This is a genomic window from Streptomyces sp. NBC_01463, assembly GCA_036227345.1.
Lineage (GTDB): Bacteria > Actinomycetota > Actinomycetes > Streptomycetales > Streptomycetaceae > Streptomyces.
Genome location: CP109468.1, coordinates 7436142 through 7453860, shown reverse-complemented (window position 1 = coordinate 7453860; position 17719 = coordinate 7436142). Strand labels below are relative to the sequence as shown.

Annotated in this window: 13 protein-coding genes; 4 read left to right on the top strand and 9 right to left on the bottom strand. The window is 72.3% G+C overall.

What is annotated here, in order from left to right; translation table 11 throughout:
- Window positions 1–7: 7 nt before the first annotated feature.
- Complete coding sequence (locus tag OG521_32970; protein WUW25311.1) at window positions 8–1708, bottom strand: NAD(P)/FAD-dependent oxidoreductase; 1701 nt, start codon at window positions 1706–1708, stop codon at window positions 8–10.
- Between the two features lie 50 nt (window positions 1709–1758).
- Window positions 1759–2556: a carbon-nitrogen hydrolase family protein gene (locus tag OG521_32965; protein ID WUW25310.1), complete on the bottom strand. Its 798-nt coding sequence runs from the start codon at window positions 2554–2556 to the stop codon at window positions 1759–1761.
- A gap of 288 nt (window positions 2557–2844) precedes the next feature.
- Here OG521_32965 and OG521_32960 point away from each other — a divergent pair, with 288 nt between their 5' ends.
- Window positions 2845–6273, top strand: coding sequence for a CHAT domain-containing protein (locus OG521_32960; protein WUW25309.1), 3429 nt, complete (start codon window positions 2845–2847; stop codon window positions 6271–6273).
- A 3-nt stretch (window positions 6274–6276) separates the two neighbouring features.
- Window positions 6277–7263, top strand: a complete 987-nt coding sequence (locus OG521_32955; GenBank protein ID WUW25308.1) for a hypothetical protein — start codon at window positions 6277–6279, stop codon at window positions 7261–7263.
- A 44-nt stretch (window positions 7264–7307) separates the two neighbouring features.
- On the opposite strand, the gene OG521_32950 is transcribed toward OG521_32955, so the two are convergent.
- The 3 genes from OG521_32950 to OG521_32940 form a co-directional block, all read right to left on the bottom strand.
- The gene (locus tag OG521_32950; GenBank protein ID WUW25307.1) at window positions 7308–7775 is read right to left on the bottom strand and encodes an Lrp/AsnC family transcriptional regulator; all 468 of its coding nucleotides are present in this window, start codon (window positions 7773–7775) and stop codon (window positions 7308–7310) included.
- 137 nt (window positions 7776–7912) lie between these two features.
- The gene (locus OG521_32945; protein WUW25306.1) at window positions 7913–9370 is read right to left on the bottom strand and encodes an aldehyde dehydrogenase family protein; all 1458 of its coding nucleotides are present in this window, start codon (window positions 9368–9370) and stop codon (window positions 7913–7915) included.
- Window positions 9371–9577: 207 nt separating this feature from the next.
- Window positions 9578–11044 carry a GuaB1 family IMP dehydrogenase-related protein gene (locus OG521_32940; GenBank protein WUW25305.1) on the bottom strand — a complete coding sequence of 489 codons (1467 nt, stop codon included), beginning with the start codon at window positions 11042–11044 and terminating at the stop codon, window positions 9578–9580.
- Between the two features lie 307 nt (window positions 11045–11351).
- Between OG521_32940 and OG521_32935 the strand changes: the two genes are divergently transcribed.
- Window positions 11352–12374: a terpene cyclase gene (locus tag OG521_32935; GenBank protein ID WUW25304.1), complete on the top strand. Its 1023-nt coding sequence runs from the start codon at window positions 11352–11354 to the stop codon at window positions 12372–12374.
- 76 nt (window positions 12375–12450) lie between these two features.
- Here the strand turns inward: OG521_32935 and OG521_32930 are convergent, their stop codons facing one another.
- The 4 genes from OG521_32930 to fmt all read right to left on the bottom strand — a co-directional run bounded on the left by OG521_32930 (window position 12451) and on the right by fmt (window position 16867).
- Window positions 12451–13467 (bottom strand): sugar-binding domain-containing protein, encoded by a 1017-nt coding sequence (locus tag OG521_32930; GenBank protein ID WUW26885.1) that lies wholly within the window; start codon window positions 13465–13467, stop codon window positions 12451–12453.
- A gap of 164 nt (window positions 13468–13631) precedes the next feature.
- Window positions 13632–14315, bottom strand: a complete 684-nt coding sequence (gene rpe, locus OG521_32925; GenBank protein ID WUW25303.1) for a ribulose-phosphate 3-epimerase — start codon at window positions 14313–14315, stop codon at window positions 13632–13634.
- 116 nt (window positions 14316–14431) lie between these two features.
- Entirely contained in the window at window positions 14432–15865 is a 1434-nt protein-coding gene (locus tag OG521_32920; GenBank protein ID WUW25302.1) for an rRNA cytosine-C5-methyltransferase, read from the bottom strand.
- Window positions 15866–15934: 69 nt separating this feature from the next.
- Window positions 15935–16867: a methionyl-tRNA formyltransferase gene (gene fmt / locus OG521_32915; protein WUW25301.1), complete on the bottom strand. Its 933-nt coding sequence runs from the start codon at window positions 16865–16867 to the stop codon at window positions 15935–15937.
- 277 nt (window positions 16868–17144) lie between these two features.
- Between fmt and OG521_32910 the strand changes: the two genes are divergently transcribed.
- A complete protein-coding gene (locus OG521_32910) occupies window positions 17145–17651 on the top strand; it encodes a hypothetical protein (GenBank protein ID WUW25300.1) in 507 nt (168 codons plus the stop codon).
- The last annotated feature ends 68 nt before the right edge of the window (window positions 17652–17719 follow it).

Sequence of the window (17719 nt, the reverse complement as noted above, 5' to 3'; positions counted from 1 at the left end):
AGGGGCCTCAGTCCTCCGGGAGTTCGACCGGGGCGATCTCGTCGAAGACGTCGCCGGGGCCGGGGTTGGTCGCGTCGGTCGCACCGCCGAACTGGGCCATCACACCCCAGACGGCGTTCAGCGCCGTCTGCACGGCCCCCTCGGCCCAGCCGGCCGTCCAGGAGATGTCGTCGCCGGCGAGGAACAGGCCCCGCTTGTCGGCGGGCAGCCGGTCCTGCATGAAGTGGGTGAACAGCCGTCGCTGGTAGCGGTAGTGGCCGGGCAGGTTCGCCTTGAACGCGCCCATGAAATAGGGCTCGTTCTCCCAGGACACGGTCACCGGATTGCCGGTGATGTGCTTGCGGATGTCGACGTTCGGATAGATCTCGCCGAGCGACTTCAGCATGACGTCCATGCGCTCGGTCGCGGAGAGCGGCAGCCACTTCAGGCTGTCGTCGCACCAGGTGTACGAGAGGCAGATGCTGGCCGGCTTGTCCGGGCCGTCGTCGAGGAGGTACGTGCCGCGGGTCATCCGGTCGGTCAGCGTCATCGACATGGTGTCGCGGCCGGTGGTCTCGTCCTTGTCCAGCCAGAACGGCCGGTCGACGGGGACGAACAGCTTGGACGACTCCATGTAGTGGGTGCGCTCCATCGCCGTCCAGTGGTCGATGGGGAAGAGCGCGTCGTCGCAGGCGATCTTCGAGAGCAGCAGCCAGGACTGCCCGGTGAAGACGGCGGCGCGGAAGGTCCGGATGTCGCCGGTGGCGTCGGTGACGGTGATCCGGTTGCCGGCCGTGCGGTGCAGCCGGGTCACGGCGCCGCGCGGCTCGCCGTCGTGCAGCGAGGCCAGCGAGGTGCCGAGCGGCCAGTGGACGATCTTCTGCGGCTCGCGCTCCCACAGGCGCAGCGGGAGCTGCTGGCTGCCGCCGACGATGGAGCGGTGGTGGTCGTCCGCCTCGGTGTAGACGACGCGCAGGATCTCCAGGATGGAGTTGGGGAAGTCGGTGTCCCAGCCGCCGGTGCCGAAGCCGACCTGTCCGAAGATCTCGCGGTGGCGGAACGACTTGAAGGCGTCGGAGTCGCAGAGGAAGCCGTAGAAGGTCTGGTTGTCGAGCTTCTCGACGAGCCGGGCCCAGATCTCCCGGATCCGCGGTACGTCGCGTTCGCGCATCGCCCGGTTCATGTCGGAGAAGTCGGCGCCCTCCTCCAGGCAGGCGTTCCAGGCGTCCATCACGTCGCGGTAGACCTGCGGGAGGTCGTCGATGGTGGTGGCGTAGTGCGACTCGCCCTTCAGGTCGACGACGGTCGACGGGGTGACCGGGGAGAGCGGGTTGGGGAACGGCTTCGTCTCCAGGCCGACCAGGTCGATGTAGTGCTGGAGGGCGGTCGAGGACGGCGGGAAGCGCATCGCGCCCATTTCGGCGGTGAGGGGCTCGCCGTCCGTGGTGCAGCCGTCGAACTCGACGGTGCGCAGCCGGCCGCCGATGCGGTCGGCCTCGTAGACGACGGGCTTGAGCCCCATCTTCATCAGCTCGTAGGCGGTGACGATGCCGGAGAGTCCGCCGCCGATGACGGCCACCTCGCTGCCGTGTTCGGTCGCCGGTATCTGGCCGAGGCCGGCGGGGTGCGCGAGGAAGTCGTCGTAGGCGTAGGGGAAGTCCGGTCCGAACATGGTGATCGGCGGGGCTGCGTCGGTGTGCGGGACGGCCGGGGGCACCGTGGACGTCATGGGGTACGGACTCCTTGCGGGAACAGGTGGGTGAGGGCGGGGCGGCGTTCTCAGACGAGGGAGCCGTACAGACCGGGACGGCGGTCGCGGAGGTAGGGGTTGGCTGCCCGGGAGGCGGTGAGCAGGGCGGGGTCGACGTCGCCGATGACGAGTTCCTCGCCGCGTCCGGCGCGGGTACGGACCGTGCCGTCGGGGCCGGCGAGGCCGCTCAGTCCGACGAACTCGAATGGTCCCTCGGTGCCGGTCCGGTTGGCGTACGCGACGTAGAGCTGGTTCTCGAAGGCGCGGACCGGGACGACGGACTCCGCGACGAACGGGAAGGGGTGCATCAGGGCGGTCGGTACGAGCAGCAGATCGGTTCCGGCGAGCGCGTGCGCCCGTACGTTCTCCGGGAACTCGACGTCGTAGCAGATCAGCAGGCCGACGCGGACGCCGTCCAGTTCGGCCTGGACGACCGCCTGGTCGCCGGGGGTGAACCAGCGTTCCTCGAAGTCGCCGAAGAGGTGGGTCTTGCGGTAGTTCGCGAGCCGCGTCCCGTCGGGGCCGATGAGCTGGGCTGCGTTGTACAGGGTGTCGCCGTCGCGCTCCGGGTAGCCGTAGTGGACGGCGATGCCGTGCCGGACGGCGATCCCGGCGACGGCCTGTGCGGCGCTGCCGTCGGCGGCCTCGGCCAGCCGGGGCACGTCGTCGCCGATCGCGTACCCGGTCAGGAACATCTCGGGGCAGACGAGCAGCCGGGCGCCGCTCGCCGCGGCGCGTCCGGCGGCGCTCTCCAGTGCCTCGATGTTCCGGGCCACCGAGCCCGGGGTTCCGGAGCTCTGGAGCACGGCGGTGCGCAGCGGCGGCATGGCTGACCTCGGACGATGGGGCGGGGCGGGGACGTATTGACGGTACGTTCCGCGATTCCCCCCGGACAAGGCGCGAGTGTTGCGCACCAACCGTCGATCCGTTGCGTGCGCGGGCGGTCGGCGGCGATTCGTTGCGCGGGACATCCGCGCACGTCACCGGGGGTGTCCCGGCCGGAGCACGGGGCGGCGGGGGCAGGGGGCGGGGGGTGGCCGGCGCAGAGCGGCCCGTCCGGGGCCCGGCGGCGGATAATCTGACCGCTTGTTGCGTTACGTGACGGGGAGGGCACGGTGAACGACGGCATGCGTGACGTCCGGGTGGCGGAGGTGGCGCGCCTCGCGCGGCGCTGGCTCGGTGCGGACGCCCTCGCCCGGCGCCAGGAGTCCGACGCGTGGTGGGCGGCTCTGGCGTTGCGCTGTGCGCGGGCCGCCCTCGCCACGGACTCCGGCCCCGGCGGCGCGGAGCAGGCACGGGCGGACGCGATCACCGCGCTGACGGCCGCCCTGGATCTCGGCCTGGACGCGGGGACGGCGTCGTTGCCGGCCCTGCTCGAACAGCATGCGCCGGTGGCCTTCTCGCTTCCGCCGGCGGGGTCTGCGGTGCTGCGGGATCCGGTGGACAGGGTCGCGCCGCCCGACGACGGAGCGTGGTGGACGTGGTCGCCGCTGCCGGCCGACCGCGATCCCGTGCTGACGTGGCCGATGCCTCCGGTGCTGCTCTCCCGCTACCGGCCCCTGCCCGGCGGCACGTCGGCCGGGGACGAACGGGACGAGGCGCTTCCCGCCGGGCGGGGCCTCCGGCTCCTGGTCGAGTACACGCGCACCGGAGCACCGGAGCGGCTCGACGAGGCGGTGACGCTGCTGGAGCGCGCGGTCCGGACCGTGGCCAGTGACTCGGAGGCGGCCAACGGGGATCTGGCGTGGGCGCTCCTCCAGCGCTTCACCCGTTCCGAGCTGCGTGCGGATCTCGACGGCTCGGTCGAACACGCCATGGTGGCGGGAGTCTTCGACCGGGACGACGAGGGCGGCGACGCGCGCGCCCCGGTGTGGCTGGCCGTCCTGGGTCTCGCGCTGCTGACCCGCTACGAGCTGACCGGCGGACCGGCCGATCTCGACAACGCCGTCGGCGCCCTGCATCGCTCCGTCACCGCGCTCGGCGAGGGCCATCCGGACTTCGACGCGGTGACCTCGGCGCTCGCCGACGCCCTGCTGTACCGCCACGGCCTCACGGGGGCGTCGGCGGACCTGCGCCTGGCGGGCGAGCTGGTCTTCACGCCGGAGCAGCCTGTGGCGTACGCCCCCTCCGTGTACGCGGCGTTTCTGGAGGACGGCGATCCCACGGCCCTGAACGACGCCGTGGGACAGGCGCGTTCGGCGCTGACACGGATCAGGGACGACACCCGGCGGCCCTGGGCGCTGAACGGTCTGGCCGGCTTCCTCCTCGCCCGTTACGCGGCACTCCACGACCCGTCCGACGCCTGGGCGGCCGTGGACCGGCTTCAGGAGGCCCGGGCCCTGCTGCCGCCGGGAACCACCCCGTACGCCACGGTGCTGGTCAATCTCGCGCACGCCCTGACGGCGGGCCCGCAGCGGGACACCCCGGCGGCCGCCCGGCTGGCCACCGAAGCACTGGACACCCCGCACATCTCCGTCAGGCTCGAAGCGCAGGCACTGGAACTCCTGTGCGCGCTGGCAGAGTTGTCCGGCCATCCGGACGAACTCGCCCTCGCGCCCGACCTGCTCGACCGGCGGCTCACCACCCTGCTGGAACAGCGGGCCGACGCACCGGCGGACCCCCGCCGCACGGCGCTGCGCTGGGCACAGGCGCGGCTGCGGCGGAGCAGCGGGCGTCCCGCGGAAGGGCTGGAACTGGCCCGCGCCGTGCAGGAGGACCGGGTGTGGGACGTCCTGGCCCAGCCGGACGCGGGCGAGTCCTTCAGAAGGGCCCGCCGCGCACTCGCCGAGGCGGCCGAGATGGCGGTCTGGATGGAGGAGGACGGCGAGCCCCGCGAGGCGTTCGCGGCGATCGAGTCCGCGCGCGCCCTGACGGTGCTCGCGGCGACCGAGGCGGATCCGGTCTCGGCCCGGCTGACCGCGCTCGGCAGCGGCGAGCTCCAGGAGCGGTGGCTGCTCGCACGGACGTCCGCGCCCACGGACCGCGACCCGTCCCGGCTGCCGTCCGCCCGTCGCGGGCTGGGCGACGCCGGTCCCGGTGCCGACGTGCCGCCGGAACTGCGGGCGGAGGTGCGCGGCGCCCTCCTGCCGTCGGCCGGAGCGGGTCCGCAGGACTTCCTGGGCCGCCCGACGCCCGACGCGCTGGCCGAACCGCTGCACGCCATCGGGGCCGACGCCGTGGTGCACGTGGTGGCGGGCCGGGGCCACACGCCGGGCCTGGCCCTCGTCCTGCACGCCACCGGCGAGGTCGCCTCGCTCGTCCTCCCTCACCTGTCCGAACAGGCACGGGAGCTGCGCGGATTCGCCCGGGCACACGACGAGTGCCTGCGCAGTCCCGGTGACCGGGCGGCGGGCAGCGCGTGGCGGACCGCCCTGCGACAGGTCTGCGACTGGTCCTGGAGAGCCGCCGTCCACGCCGTCCACGATCATCTGTCGGCCCGCGCCGGGGCCGAGGCCGGGCGGATCCCCCATGTGGTGTTCGTCCCCACCGGGGTGCTGGGACTGGTGCCCTGGCATGCGGCACGGCGCAAGCACGAGGGCGCGAGGCGTTACGCCATCGAGGACATGTGCTTCAGCTACGCCCCGTCCGCGAGTGCGCTGGACGGCTTCGCGCGCAGGCAGCGGTCCGTGCCGGACGGCACCGGGCTGGTGGTGGCCGACCCGCTGGGCGATCTGCCGCACGCCCGTCAGGAGGGCGCGGACCTGCACCGCTGGTACTACTCCAAGGGGTCCCGGCTCGGCAGGTCCGGCGCTGCGGACGCGATGCCCGCGACTCCCCGGGCGGTGCTCGAAGCGCTGCTGGCGGACGGCGACGGCCCGGGCCCCGCGGTGGTCCACTTCGCCTGCCACGCCCGCAGTTGCGCCCCCGCAACCGAGTCGCACCTGGTGCTCGCCGGTGGCCAGCGGCTCAGTGTCGGCAGTCTGCTGGCGCATGCGCGGCCGCCGGCGGCGCACGGCCGGAATCCGCTGGTCGTGCTGGCCGCCTGCGCCACCGCCGTACCCGGGGACCAGTACGACGAGGCGCTGAGCCTCGCGACCGCGTTCGCCGCGGCCGGTGCGTCCTGTGTCATCGGCACCCTGTGGACGGTCGGGGACGAGCACGCGACGCGGCTGATGACGGACTTCCACCATTTCCTGAACCTCGACGGACTGCCCGCGGCCCAGTCCCTGCGGCAGTCGCAGCTGCGGGCCCTGGACCGGGCCCGCAGCCGGACCGCCGGCAGCGGCCCGGCGGCACGGACCAGGGCCGAGGACCCCGCGCACTGGGCGGCGTTCCTCCATTACGGGACCGGGTTCCCCGGGCCGGGCGGTGTGCGGGGAGGCCCGGACGCGGAAGCATTGTCCGGGTCCGCCACGGACGGGCTCGGTCCGGCCGCGGGAACGCGCTCCCCGCTCTTCTCCCGGATGCCGGGCCGGGAACGCTCCGAGGTCATCTGGATCTGCCCTCAGCGCGACTGCCTGCGCCGGGCCGCGGGGGACGCCAAGGCGCCGTTCGACGAGGACACCTGCCCCGATCATCCGCGCCAGGCACTGAGGCGGGAGTAGCGCGTGGGCGACCTCGTGAAGGGCATGGTCGAACCCCTCGCCAAACGCTGGACGGCCACGATGGGCGGGCCCCTGCTGCTGTTCTGGATGGCGGGCGCGCTGACCGTGCTCCACCGCTTCGGCCCGCCGTCGGAGCTCTGCGGACGGACCGGTGCGCTGGGCCGTCCGGTGTGCCGGATCGCCGGACAGGGGGCCTGGGGGACGGCACTGCTCGCTGCCGCGCTGACGGCGGGGCTGGTGCTGTCGGCCGTGGCACTGTCCGCCGTCGCGTCCCCCGCGCTGGAGGTGCTGGCGGGCAGGTGGGGAACCTCGGCTCCCGCTGTGGCGCTCGCCCACCGGCTTACCGCACGGCACGCGTCACGCCGTGAACGGCTCGGCCGTCGGGCCGCCGACCGCTCAGGGCCCGGCGCCCACCAGGGCGACCGGCTGATCGCGTGGCGGGCGCAGAACGCGTGGCGGCGCACCGGAGCGGGGCGGGCCTGGTCGCACTATCCGCGGCGGCGGGACGAACTGCGCCCCACGGCGGTGGGCAACGCCCTGCACGGGGTGGCGGCCGGCATCGAGCGCAACTACGGGCTGTCGCTCCCGGTCTGCTGGGGACCCTTCGTCGAGTGCCTGGAGGCGACGGCCCGCGAGCGGCTCACGGCGTCGGCCACCAGGGTCCTGGGCCGGACCCAGGCGCTGGTCTGTGCGGTGCTCGCGCCCGTGTGGACGCTGCTGCTGGAGGGGGTGGCGGCGCGCGTCGTCTGGCTCGTCGTCTGCGCGCTGTGGGTCTGGGGCGCGCACCGCGCTCTGCGCTCCGGGACCGAGCAGTACTGCGAGCACGTGCGCGACGTGTTCGCGGTGCACCGGATCCGTCTCTACCGGGCGGCGGGCTTCCCGGCGCCCGTGTCGACGGAGGCCGAAGTGGCGTCCGGGAACGCGCTCAGCGAGGCGCTGGCGATGGAGCTGACCCGGGACACCCTGTTCGCCTGGCCGGACGCACCGTAGCGCCCGGCTGCCGGACGCGGGCCCTGTGCGGCGTCCCCCGGCGGTCAGGGGGTGGATGCGTCCGGGGCGCCCGCCGAGTAGCGCCGCAGCAGTGGCGAGAGGACCAGGACGGACTTCGTCCGCTCGACGTACGGCTCGCCCGCGATCCGCTCCAGGACCTGTTCGAAGTGGCGCATGTCCGCCGCGAACACCTGGACCAGCGCGTCCGCGTCCCCCGTGACCGTGGACGCCGAGGCGACCTCCGGGTAGCGGGCGAGCCCCTGCTTGATCGACTCGGGTGAGGTGTTGCGGCTGCAGTAGATCTCGATGTAGCCCTCGGTCTCCCAGCCGAGCGCCGCCGGGTCCACCCGCACGGTGAACCCGGTGATCGCTCCCTCGGCGCGCAGCCGGTCCACCCGGCGTTTCACCGCGGGTGCGGACAGCCCGATGATCGAGCCGATGTCGGCGTAGGAGCGGCGGGCGTCTTCGGCGAGGGCGTGGACGATGCGTTCGTCGAGGTCGTTCAGTCGCACGTCGTACGGATCACTTCTCTGCGATGGCGAGCGCCCCGGTGGGGCGGGCCCGGCTGGTTCCGGGGGCGGCGTCGCCGCCCCCGGAAGTAGACCATGACCCGCCCCACCGGGGCGCGCTCAGCGCAGGTGGCGCCGGATCAGAACGGGAACTGCGAGCGCCCGTGCTGCACGGAGATCCACTTCTGGGTGGTGAAGGCCTCCAGCATGGAGTCGCCGTTCAGCCGTCCGAGGCCGGAGTTCTTCTCGCCGCCGAAGGGGACGATCGGCTCGTCGTGGACCGTGCCGTCGTTGATGTGGATCATGCCGGTACGGATGCGCTGTCCGACCCGGACGCCGCGCTCGATGTTGCCGGTGTGCACGGCGCCGCTCAGCCCGTAGGGGCTGTCGTTGGCTATCCGGACCGCCTCGTCCTCGCCGTCGAACGGCACGAGGAGCGCGACCGGGCCGAAGATCTCCTGGGAGAGCACCGGGGAGTCGGCGGCGAGACCGGTCAGGACCGAGGGGCTGACGAGGTTTCCGTCGGCGCGTCCGTGCAGCAGTGCGGTGGCGCCGGCCTCGACGGTCTGGTCGACGAGCGTGGCGATGGCCTCGGCCTGGGTCGAGTTGATCAGCGGGCCGATCTGGGTCGCCGGGTCGGCCGGGTCGCCGACCCGCAGCGACGCCACCTTCGCGACGAACTTCTCGGTGAACTCCTCTTCCACCGCGCGGTCGACGAGGATCCGGTTGGCGGCCATGCAGACCTGGCCCTGGTGCACGTACCGGCTGAAGACCGCCGCGTCGACGGCGTAGTCGACATCGGCGTCGTCGAGGACGATCAGCGCGCTGTTGCCGCCGAGTTCGAGGACGGAGCGCTTGAGGTTGGCCGCGCACACCGTCGCGACGTGCCGGCCGACCTTGTCGGAGCCGGTGAAGGAGATGACCTGCGGGACGGGGTGCTCCAGCAGTGCGTCGCCGATCTCCGCGATGTCGGTGACGACGACGTTCAGCAGGCCGGCCGGCAGTCCGGCGTCCTCGAAGACCTTGGCGACCAGGGTGCCGCCGCAGACCGGGGTGTTCTGGTGCGGCTTGAGCACGACGGCGTTGCCCAGCGCCAGGGCCGGAGCCACGGACTTCAGGGACAGCAGGAAGGGGAAGTTGAAGGGGCTGATGACACCCACCACGCCGACCGGTACCCGGTAGACGCGGTTCTCCTTGCCCGGGGTCGGCGAGGGCAGGATCTGCCCGGTGGAGCGCAGCGCGAGCTGGATCGCCTCGCGCAGAAACTCCTTGGCCAGGTGCAGCTCGAAGGCCGCCTTCAGCCGGGTGCCGCCGAGCTCCGCGACGATCGCGTCGCCGATCTCGTCCTCGCGCTCCTCGACGACGCGCAGGGCCTTCTCCAGCACCGCGCGCCGGGCGTAGGGGTTGGTGTCCGCCCACGCCTGCTGAGCGGTCTCCGCCGCGCGGTAGGCCTGGTCCACCTCGTCGGCCGTGGCGACCGTGATGGAGGCGAGCTTCTCCCCGTCGAACGGGTTGAAGTCGATGATGTCCCAGGACCCCTTGCCCGGCCTCCACTCTCCGTCGATGTACTGATGGGCCAGGTCAGTGAAGAAGGACATGAGATCCCTTACCGCAGAGTGGGCGGGCAGCTGAGTGGGATTCATATTACTTAATTTTCAACAGAGTTGGTATGGATCTCAGCCCCGTGCGACCGCCGTTTCCGGCCATGCGCCGGCCGGCCGCCGGCCCCGGGAACACCCGGAAAACACCGGTGCCCCTCCCGGCGTGAAAGCCGGAAGGGGCACGGTCGGTGCAGGGGTGCGGGATCAGCTCCAGCTGGCGTGCAGCGGCTTGCCCTCGGCGTAACCGGCGGCGCTCTGCACACCGACGACGGCCTTCTCGGCGAACTCCGCGAGGGAGCCCGCACCGGCGTAGGTGCAGGAGGAGCGGACACCCGCGATGATCGAGTCCACCAGGTCCTCGACGCCGGGGCGGGTCGGGTCCAGGAACATCCGGGAGGTGGAGATGCCCTCCTCGAAGAGCGCCTTGCGGGCCCGGTCGTACGCCGACTCGTCGGACGTGCGGTTCTTCACGGCGCGCGCGGACGCCATGCCGAAGGACTCCTTGTAGAAGCGGCCGTCGGCGGACTGCTGGAGGTCGCCGGGCGACTCGTACGTCCCGGCGAACCAGGAACCGATCATGACGTTGGACGCACCCGCGGCCAGCGCCATGGCGACATCGCGCGGATGACGGACGCCGCCGTCGGCCCAGACGTGCTTGCCGTACTTCTTCGCCTCGGCGGCGCACTCCAGGACGGCGGAGAACTGGGGCCGGCCCACGCCGGTCATCATCCGGGTGGTGCACATGGCGCCGGGGCCGACACCGACCTTGATGATGTCCGCGCCGGCCTCGATGAGGTCGCGCACACCCTCGGCGGCGACGATGTTGCCCGCGACGATCGGCACCTGCGGGTCCAGCGCCCGGACGGCGCGGACGGCGCTGATCATGGACTCCTGGTGGCCGTGGGCGGTGTCGACGACCAGGGTGTCGGCACCCGCGTCGAGCAGCTGCTTGGCCTTGCCCGCGACATCGCCGTTGATCCCCACGGCGGCCGCGATCCGCAGCTTGCCCGCCGCGTCGGTGGCGGGCGTGTAGAGAGTGGCGCGCAGTGCGGCCTTCCGGGTGAGGATGCCGACGAGCCGGCCGTCCGCGTCGACCGCGGGGGCGAGCTTGCGGTTGGCGCCGTCGAGCTTGTTGAACGCGTCGCGCGGGTCGATGTCCGCGTCGAGCAGCACCAGGTCCTTCGACATGACCTCGGAGAGCTGGGTGAAGCGGTCGACCCCGGTCAGGTCGTGGTCGGTGACCACGCCGACGGGACGCTGCTCGGCGTCGACGACGACCCCGGCGCCGTGGGCGCGCTTGGGCAGCAGCGACAGGGCGTCGGCGACCGTCTGGCCGGGGGCGAGGATGATCGGGGTGTCGAGCACCAGGTGGCGGGACTTCACCCAGCTGATGACCTCGGTGACGACCTCGATCGGGATGTCCTGCGGGATCACGACGAGCCCACCGCGACGGGCGATGGTTTCGGCCATCCGGCGGCCCGCGATGGCCGTCATGTTGGCCACGACGAGCGGGATGGTGGTGCCGGTGCCGTCGGGCGACGACAGGTCGACCCCCTGGCGGGATCCGACCGCCGACCTGCCCGGAACCATGAAGACGTCGTCGTACGTGAGGTCGTACGGAACGCCGGGGGACTCTGTGTATCGACCGGTGCCGGGCTCAAGAAAACGCATAACACTCATTTTTTCATATGAAATGGCGCAGGTCGTTTCCACGAAGACACAGCAAACGACTCCCGCCTTCGTATGTTCCTCCAAGGAACAAGATCGGGAGTCCCGGGCAAGTGGAACCTGCCTTGCCCACAGACCCTACCCGAAGGGCCTGCGAATCATTCGTGATCATCTTCCCTGGACCTGGTGACTGGGGGTCAGGTAGCTTCAAACGCGCAGGTCCCGAGGGTCACCCCAACACCCCGGATCAACTGGCGGAGCGGTCACAACTCCCGCCACACGTACGACCGGAGAGGATCACGACCCGCCCGTGGAGAGTGAACTGCCCGACATCTACTGCCCGTTCCCCCAACGGACGAACCCGCACGTCGGGCACGTACGGGAACATCTCGACACCTGGACACGCAACACCGGTCTGGTGCACCGGGATTCGGCCAGGGAACGTTTCGAGCAGGCCGACTTCGGCGCCTTCGTCGGCATGGTCTACCCGACCGCCGGCAGCGCGGACCTGGACCTCGTCGCCGACTGGTTCGTCTGGCTCTTCCTCGTCGACGACCAGCTGGACGACGGGCACCTGGGCCGCAGCCCGGACCGGGTGCGGGACGTCGTCGCGCTGATGCAGTCCGTGGTCGAGGGCTCCGGTACGGGCACCCTGGCGGACGAGAAGCTGCCTGCGGCGGTGGTCGCCCTCGCCGACCTGTGGGAACGCACCACACCGGCCGCGGCGGCGCACTGGCGGCGGCGCTTCGCCTGGCACCTGATCACGTACCTCACGACGGCCACCACCTGGGAGGCCGGCAACCGCGCGGACGGGGTGGTCCCGCCCGAGGCGGTGTACATCGAGAAACGCCGCCACACCGGCGCCATACACGTCTGCATGGACCTGATAGAGATCGTGGCCGGCATCGAGGCGCCCGAGTCGATCCACAACGACCCGCGCTTCATCACCGCCCTCGAAGCCTCGTGCAACGTCGTGTGCTGGGCCAACGACGTGTACTCGTACGAGAAGGAGCAGGTGCTCGGCGAGATCCACAACCTCGTCCACCTGGTCCGCCACCACCGCGGCTTCGGCAAGCAGCAGGCACTGGAACACGTCTGCGCGGAGATCACCACGGAGACCGAGCGTTTCCTGACCGCGGAGGCCGAGCTGCTGGCCGCGTACCCGCAGCTGTCCCCGATGCTGGAGCCGTACCTGGACGGGATGCGGAGCTGGATGCGCGGGAATCTCGACTGGTCCCGGCAGACACCGCGCTACAACCCGGCCGACGTCAGCCAGTACAAGGAGCCGGAGCAGTATCTGGAGGCGACGGTCCTGGGCGTCCGGCCGGACTGACCGGGCACTGCGGAGACAGCCGGAAGGGGGCGGGCGGTGTGATCACCGCCCGCCCCCTTCCGTACCGTTCCGGCTGCTATTCCCCGTCCGGGTCGGCCCGCTCCAGTGCGGGCCTGCGCGGGGCGGCCGACTCGGTCAGCAGGTAGTCCGCCGCCGCGGTGTCCGTCACCAGGCTGGTGACGAGCCCGGACCGCAGAACCGCCCCGATCGCCGCGGCCTTGCGCTGGCCGCCCGCGATCGCGACCACCTCGGGAATCCGCCGCAGCCGGTCCGCCTCGACCGTGATGCAGCGCTCGCCGAGGTCACGGCCGACCCGGCGGCCCTCGGAGTCGAAGAGGTGCGCCGACATCTCGGCGGCCACCCCCAACGAGGCGTAGTGCTCACGCTCCGTGTCCGAGAGCATGTCGTGGACCGTGGAGATCCCGGGCTCCCAGGAACCGATGGAGACGGCCGCGACCGTCACCTTGTCGAAGTACTCGAAGGCGCGCGCGATGCCCGTCTGGTGGCGCAGCGCGGCGGCCGTGGCCGGGTCGGGCAGCAGCATCGGCGCGTAGATCGGGTGGGCCTCGCCGCCGGACACCTGGGCGGCCCGCCGGACGGCCTCGACCGAGCCGCGCTCGGCCGTTCCCGCGTCGTACACCCCGGTGAGCTGCACGACCGTGCAGGGCGGCAGCCGGTCGAGGGCCGCCGCCATGTGGATCGTGGAGCGTCCCCAGGCGAGCCCGAGCACATCGCCCTCGTTCACCAGTTCGCCGAGCAGGTCGGCCGCGACCTCGCCCAGGTTCTCCGGGTCGGCGGCGTCGTCCTGCTCCTCGGCCGGGGATTCGACCACGACCGCGTGGCGCAGCCCGTAGCGGGCGCGGAGCGCGTCGGAGCGCTCGGCGTCCAGTTCCGCGGGGACCCGGATCTCGATGCGTACGAGGTCACGCTCCAGTGCCGTCTCCAGGACCCGGGCCACCTTGAAGCGGCTGACGCCGAACTCCTCGGCGATCTGGATCTTGGATTTGCCCTCGAGGTAAAAGCGGCGGGCCATGGCCGCCGCCTGCACCAGCTCCGCGGGCCCCATCCGCAGGGCGGACCGGCCCGCCGACATTGCAGACACCGCGTTCTCCTCACTGCTGTTCACGCTCTCGATACGCCGTTCATCCTGTCAGATACGGCGATCCCTGATCGGTCCCGTCGGACCGCGTTCATCTGCGTTTGGCCCGGCCGACGTGCAACCGGGGGCCGGAGCGGGTGTCTGCGCCGTGACCGGCGTCAGTGGCCGCACGCCCACTCCGCCGAGGCGATGACCCCGTCGGCCTTGGCGCGCAGGGCCCGGACGGCTTCGGCCGGGTCCTTGGCGCCGTACACGGCGGAACCGGCGACGAAGACGTCCGCGCCGGCCTCCGCGCACCGTTCGATGGTGGACTCGGAGACCCCGCCGTCGACCTGGAGCCACAGTTCGAGTCCGTGCCTGGAGATCAGCTCACGGGTGCGGCGGATCTTCGGCAGCATGATGTCCAGGAAGGACTGGCCCCCGAAGCCCGGCTCCACCGTCATGATCAGCAGCATGTCGAGCTCGGGGAGCAGGTCCTCGTACGGCTCGATGGGCGTCGCCGGCTTGAGCGCCATGGAGGCGCGGGCGCCCTTGGCCCGGATCTCCCGCGCCAGCCGCACGGGCGCCGCCGCCGCCTCCGCGTGGAAGGTGACCGACCCCGCGCCCGCCTCGACGTACTGCGGGGCCCAGCGGTCCGCGTCCTCGATCATCAGGTGGCAGTCCAGCGGGGTGGACGTGGCCCTGCTGAGCGATTCCACGATCGGGACGCCGAGCGTCAGATTGGGCACGAAGTGGTTGTCCATGACATCGACATGGAGCCAGTCGGCGCCTTCGACGGCCTTCGCCTCCTCGGCGAGGCGTGCGAAGTCGGCGGAGAGAATGCTGGGGTTGATCTGGGCCATGGGCCAAGCCTGCCATGTTCTGGGGCACTTCCCCGCTTCGGTGCGCCCCAAAGCCTCACGGGATCATTACGGTTCGCACATTCCCGGCGTTTCACCCCTGGTCGGGGCCGTACCGGTCAGCCGGTGCGCCGCAGCAGGGCGAGGTACATCGCGTCCGTGCCGTGCAGATGCGGCCACAGCTGGACGTCCGGTCCGTCGCCCAGCGCGGGCACACCGGGCATCAGCGGGCGGGCGTCCACCCACTCGGCCTCGACGGGTGCGCCGCCGCGTCCCTTGAGCACGTCGTCGACGACGACCCGGGTCTCCGCCAGATGCGGCGAGCACGTCGCGTATCCGACGACTCCGCCGATCCGTACGGCCTTCAGCGCCTCGCGCAGCAGACCGCGCTGGAGGGGCGCGAAGCTCTCCAGGTCCTCCTTGCGGCGGCGCCAGCGGGACTCCGGGCGGCGGCGCAGCGCACCGAGGCCGGAGCACGGCACGTCCATCAGGATCCGGTCGAAGGTGTCGGGCAGCCACGGCGGGCGGGTGCCGTCGGCGGTGATCACCTGGTACGGGCCGGGGTTGCCGGCCAGCGAGCGCTCGACGAGACGGGCCCGGTGGGGCTGCTTCTCGGCGGCCAGCACGGCGGCGCCGCGGCCCGCCGCGAGGGCGGCCAGCAGGGCGGCCTTGCCGCCGGGGCCCGCGCAGCCGTCGAGCCAGCGGGTGTCCCTGCCCTCCAGCGGGGCGTTGGCGAGGGCGGCGGCGACGAGCTGGCTGCCCTCGTCCTGGACCCCGGCCCGGCCCTCCTGCACGGCGGTCAGGGCGCCGGGCTCGCCGCCCTCGGCCATCCGCACGGCGTAGGGGGACCAGCGGCCCGGCAGGCCGTTCTCCTCACCGAGCGCGTCGAGGAGTTCTTCGGTGGTGGAGCGGCCGGGGCGGGCGACCAGGGTGACCTCGGGCCGTTCGTTGTCGGCTTCGAGCAGGTCCTCGATGCCGGCGCGGCCGCCGCCGAGGGCGTCCCAGAGCGCCGAGACGACCCACCGCGGATGCGAGTGCACGACCGCGAGGTGGTCCTCGGCGTCGTCCTCGTAGGAGGGCGCGACCTTGGCCACCCAGCCGTCGAGGTCGTCGGCGGACACCTTGCGCAGCACCGCGTTGACGAACTTGGCACGCCCCTCCCCCAGCACCACCCGGGCCAGCTCCACACTCGCGGAGACCGCGGCGTGGGTCGGGATGCGGGTGCCGAGCAGCTGGTGCACGCCCATGTTCAGCACGTCCAGGACCGGCGGGTCGACCTCGCGCAGCGGCCGGTCGATGCAGGCGGCGACGATCGCGTCGTACGTGCCCTGGCGGCGCAGCGTCCCGTAGACCAGCTCGGTCGCCAGCGCCGCGTCCCGGTTGTCGAAGTCGCCCTTGGCGCGGGCCTTCTTCAGCAGCGGAGGAAGCACGAGGTTGGCGTACGCGTCACGCTCGTCGACGGCCCTGAGCGCCTCGAAGGCGAGGAATCTGACCGGGTCCTTCTGCGGACGGCGGTGGGGCTTGGCAGGACGGCGACGAGGCTGGTCGTTCACGTGAAAGGTGCTCCGCTGATGGTGAGAGGGCGAACCCTCCCAGCCTACGTCCCCTGGCCGGCCGGTCCGTCAGCTGCCCACGAGCTCGCCGGGAACGATGCGCACGCCGCGCGCCCAGTCCGCCGCGCGCATCGGCTTCTTGCCCTGGGGCTGGACCCAGAGCAGCTCGACGGCGTGGGACCCGGTGCCCACGTACACGTTGTTCTTGGCCGCGGACAGCTCGCCGGGCGCGAGGTCGGCACGGTCCACGACGGGCACGGCCTGGATCAGTTTGAGGCGCTCGCCGCGGAACAGCGTCCACGCGCCGGGGGCCGGGGTGCAGCCGCGGACGATCCGGTCGACGCGCAGGGCGGGCGCCGACCACTGGACCTGGGCGTCCTCGACGGTGATCTTCGGGGCCAGGGTGATCCCCTCGGCGGGCTGCGGCACGGCGTGCAGGGTGCCGTCCTCGATGCCGTCCATCGTCGCGGCGAGCAGCCCCGCCCCGGCGAACGCCAGCCGGGTCAGCAGGTCACCGCTGGTGTCCGTGGGCCGGACCTCCTCGGTGAGGACGCCGTAGACGGGTCCGGAGTCGAGCCCCTCCTCGATGAGGAAGGTCGAGGCGCCCGTCACCTCGTCCCCCGCCATGACGGCGTGCTGGACGGGCGCGGCACCGCGCCAGGCGGGCAGCAGAGAGAAGTGGAGGTTGACCCAGCCGCGGGCGGGGACGACGAGCGCGCTCTTGGGCAGCAGCGCGCCGTAGGCGACGACGGGACAGCAGTCCGGCGCGATCTCCCGCAGCCGTGCCAGGAAGTCCTCGTCCCGGGGCCTGACCGGCTTGAGCACCTCGATGCCGGCCTCCTCGGCCCGCTCGGCGACGGGGCTGGCCACCAGTCGGCGTCCGCGCCCGGCGGGGGCGTCGGGCCTGGTCACGACGGCGGCGACCTCGTGGCGGCCGGAGGCGATCAGGGCGTCCAGTGCGGGTACGGCTACCTCGGGGGTGCCTGCGAAGACGAGCTTCATGGGTGGCTGACTGCCTCTCAGGCCGAAACTTCACGGTGACGAGCAACGCACAAGTCTATGGGCCCCGCGCCCGGACGGCCGCCGGGGATCCCGGACCCCGGAGCCGCTCCCGTCCTCCCGGGGGGCGTACGCGAAGTTGTGCGCCCCTCACTTGTGCACATACGCCCCCGAAGCGTGACCAGATCCCCGGGTGAGGCGTTGGTCAAGAGAGATTGACCGAAGCGAGCCGCCATGGTGCGGCCCGATCCCTTTCAACGCCGGTTCGAGAGGCTTCTTCATGGCCGACCACGCAACCCACGACGCCCAAGCGCGGGCCAGCCTGCATCTTCTGGTGCGGGACATCGAGCGGGTCCGGCGGCAGGTGGACGCACTGCGCACGCTCACCGCCCAACTGGGCAACGTCTACCGTCCGCGCCGCTCCGGCCCTTCCACGGGCTTCGTCGTCTACGGCAGGGCCCCGGCCCCCACCGTCAGGCTGGCCCAGGAATTGCGGGACAGCGTCGAGACCCTGGTCACGGCGGCAGTGGACTTCGACCGTTCGCTGGGCTTCTCCTGGGACGCGGTGGGCTCCGCACTCGGAGTCACCAAGCAGGCGGTCCACCGCCGCTACGGCGCGCGGCGTGCCGCCCCGCAGCCGGTGCCGGCGGACGGCGCGGCGGAGGGCGTTCCCGCACTGCCCTCCGTGCCGGCGGCACGCTCGATGCCGCCGCAGCCGTCGGCGGAACGTCCGCCCCTGCGCGAGGACCTGCGCCCGGGCGCCTTCCCGGGACCACGCAACGGCTGACGCCGGTCCGTGGTGCGGGGTTCCGTCCTCAATCGCCGGACGGGCTTTTGTGCGGGTCCCCCGCGGGG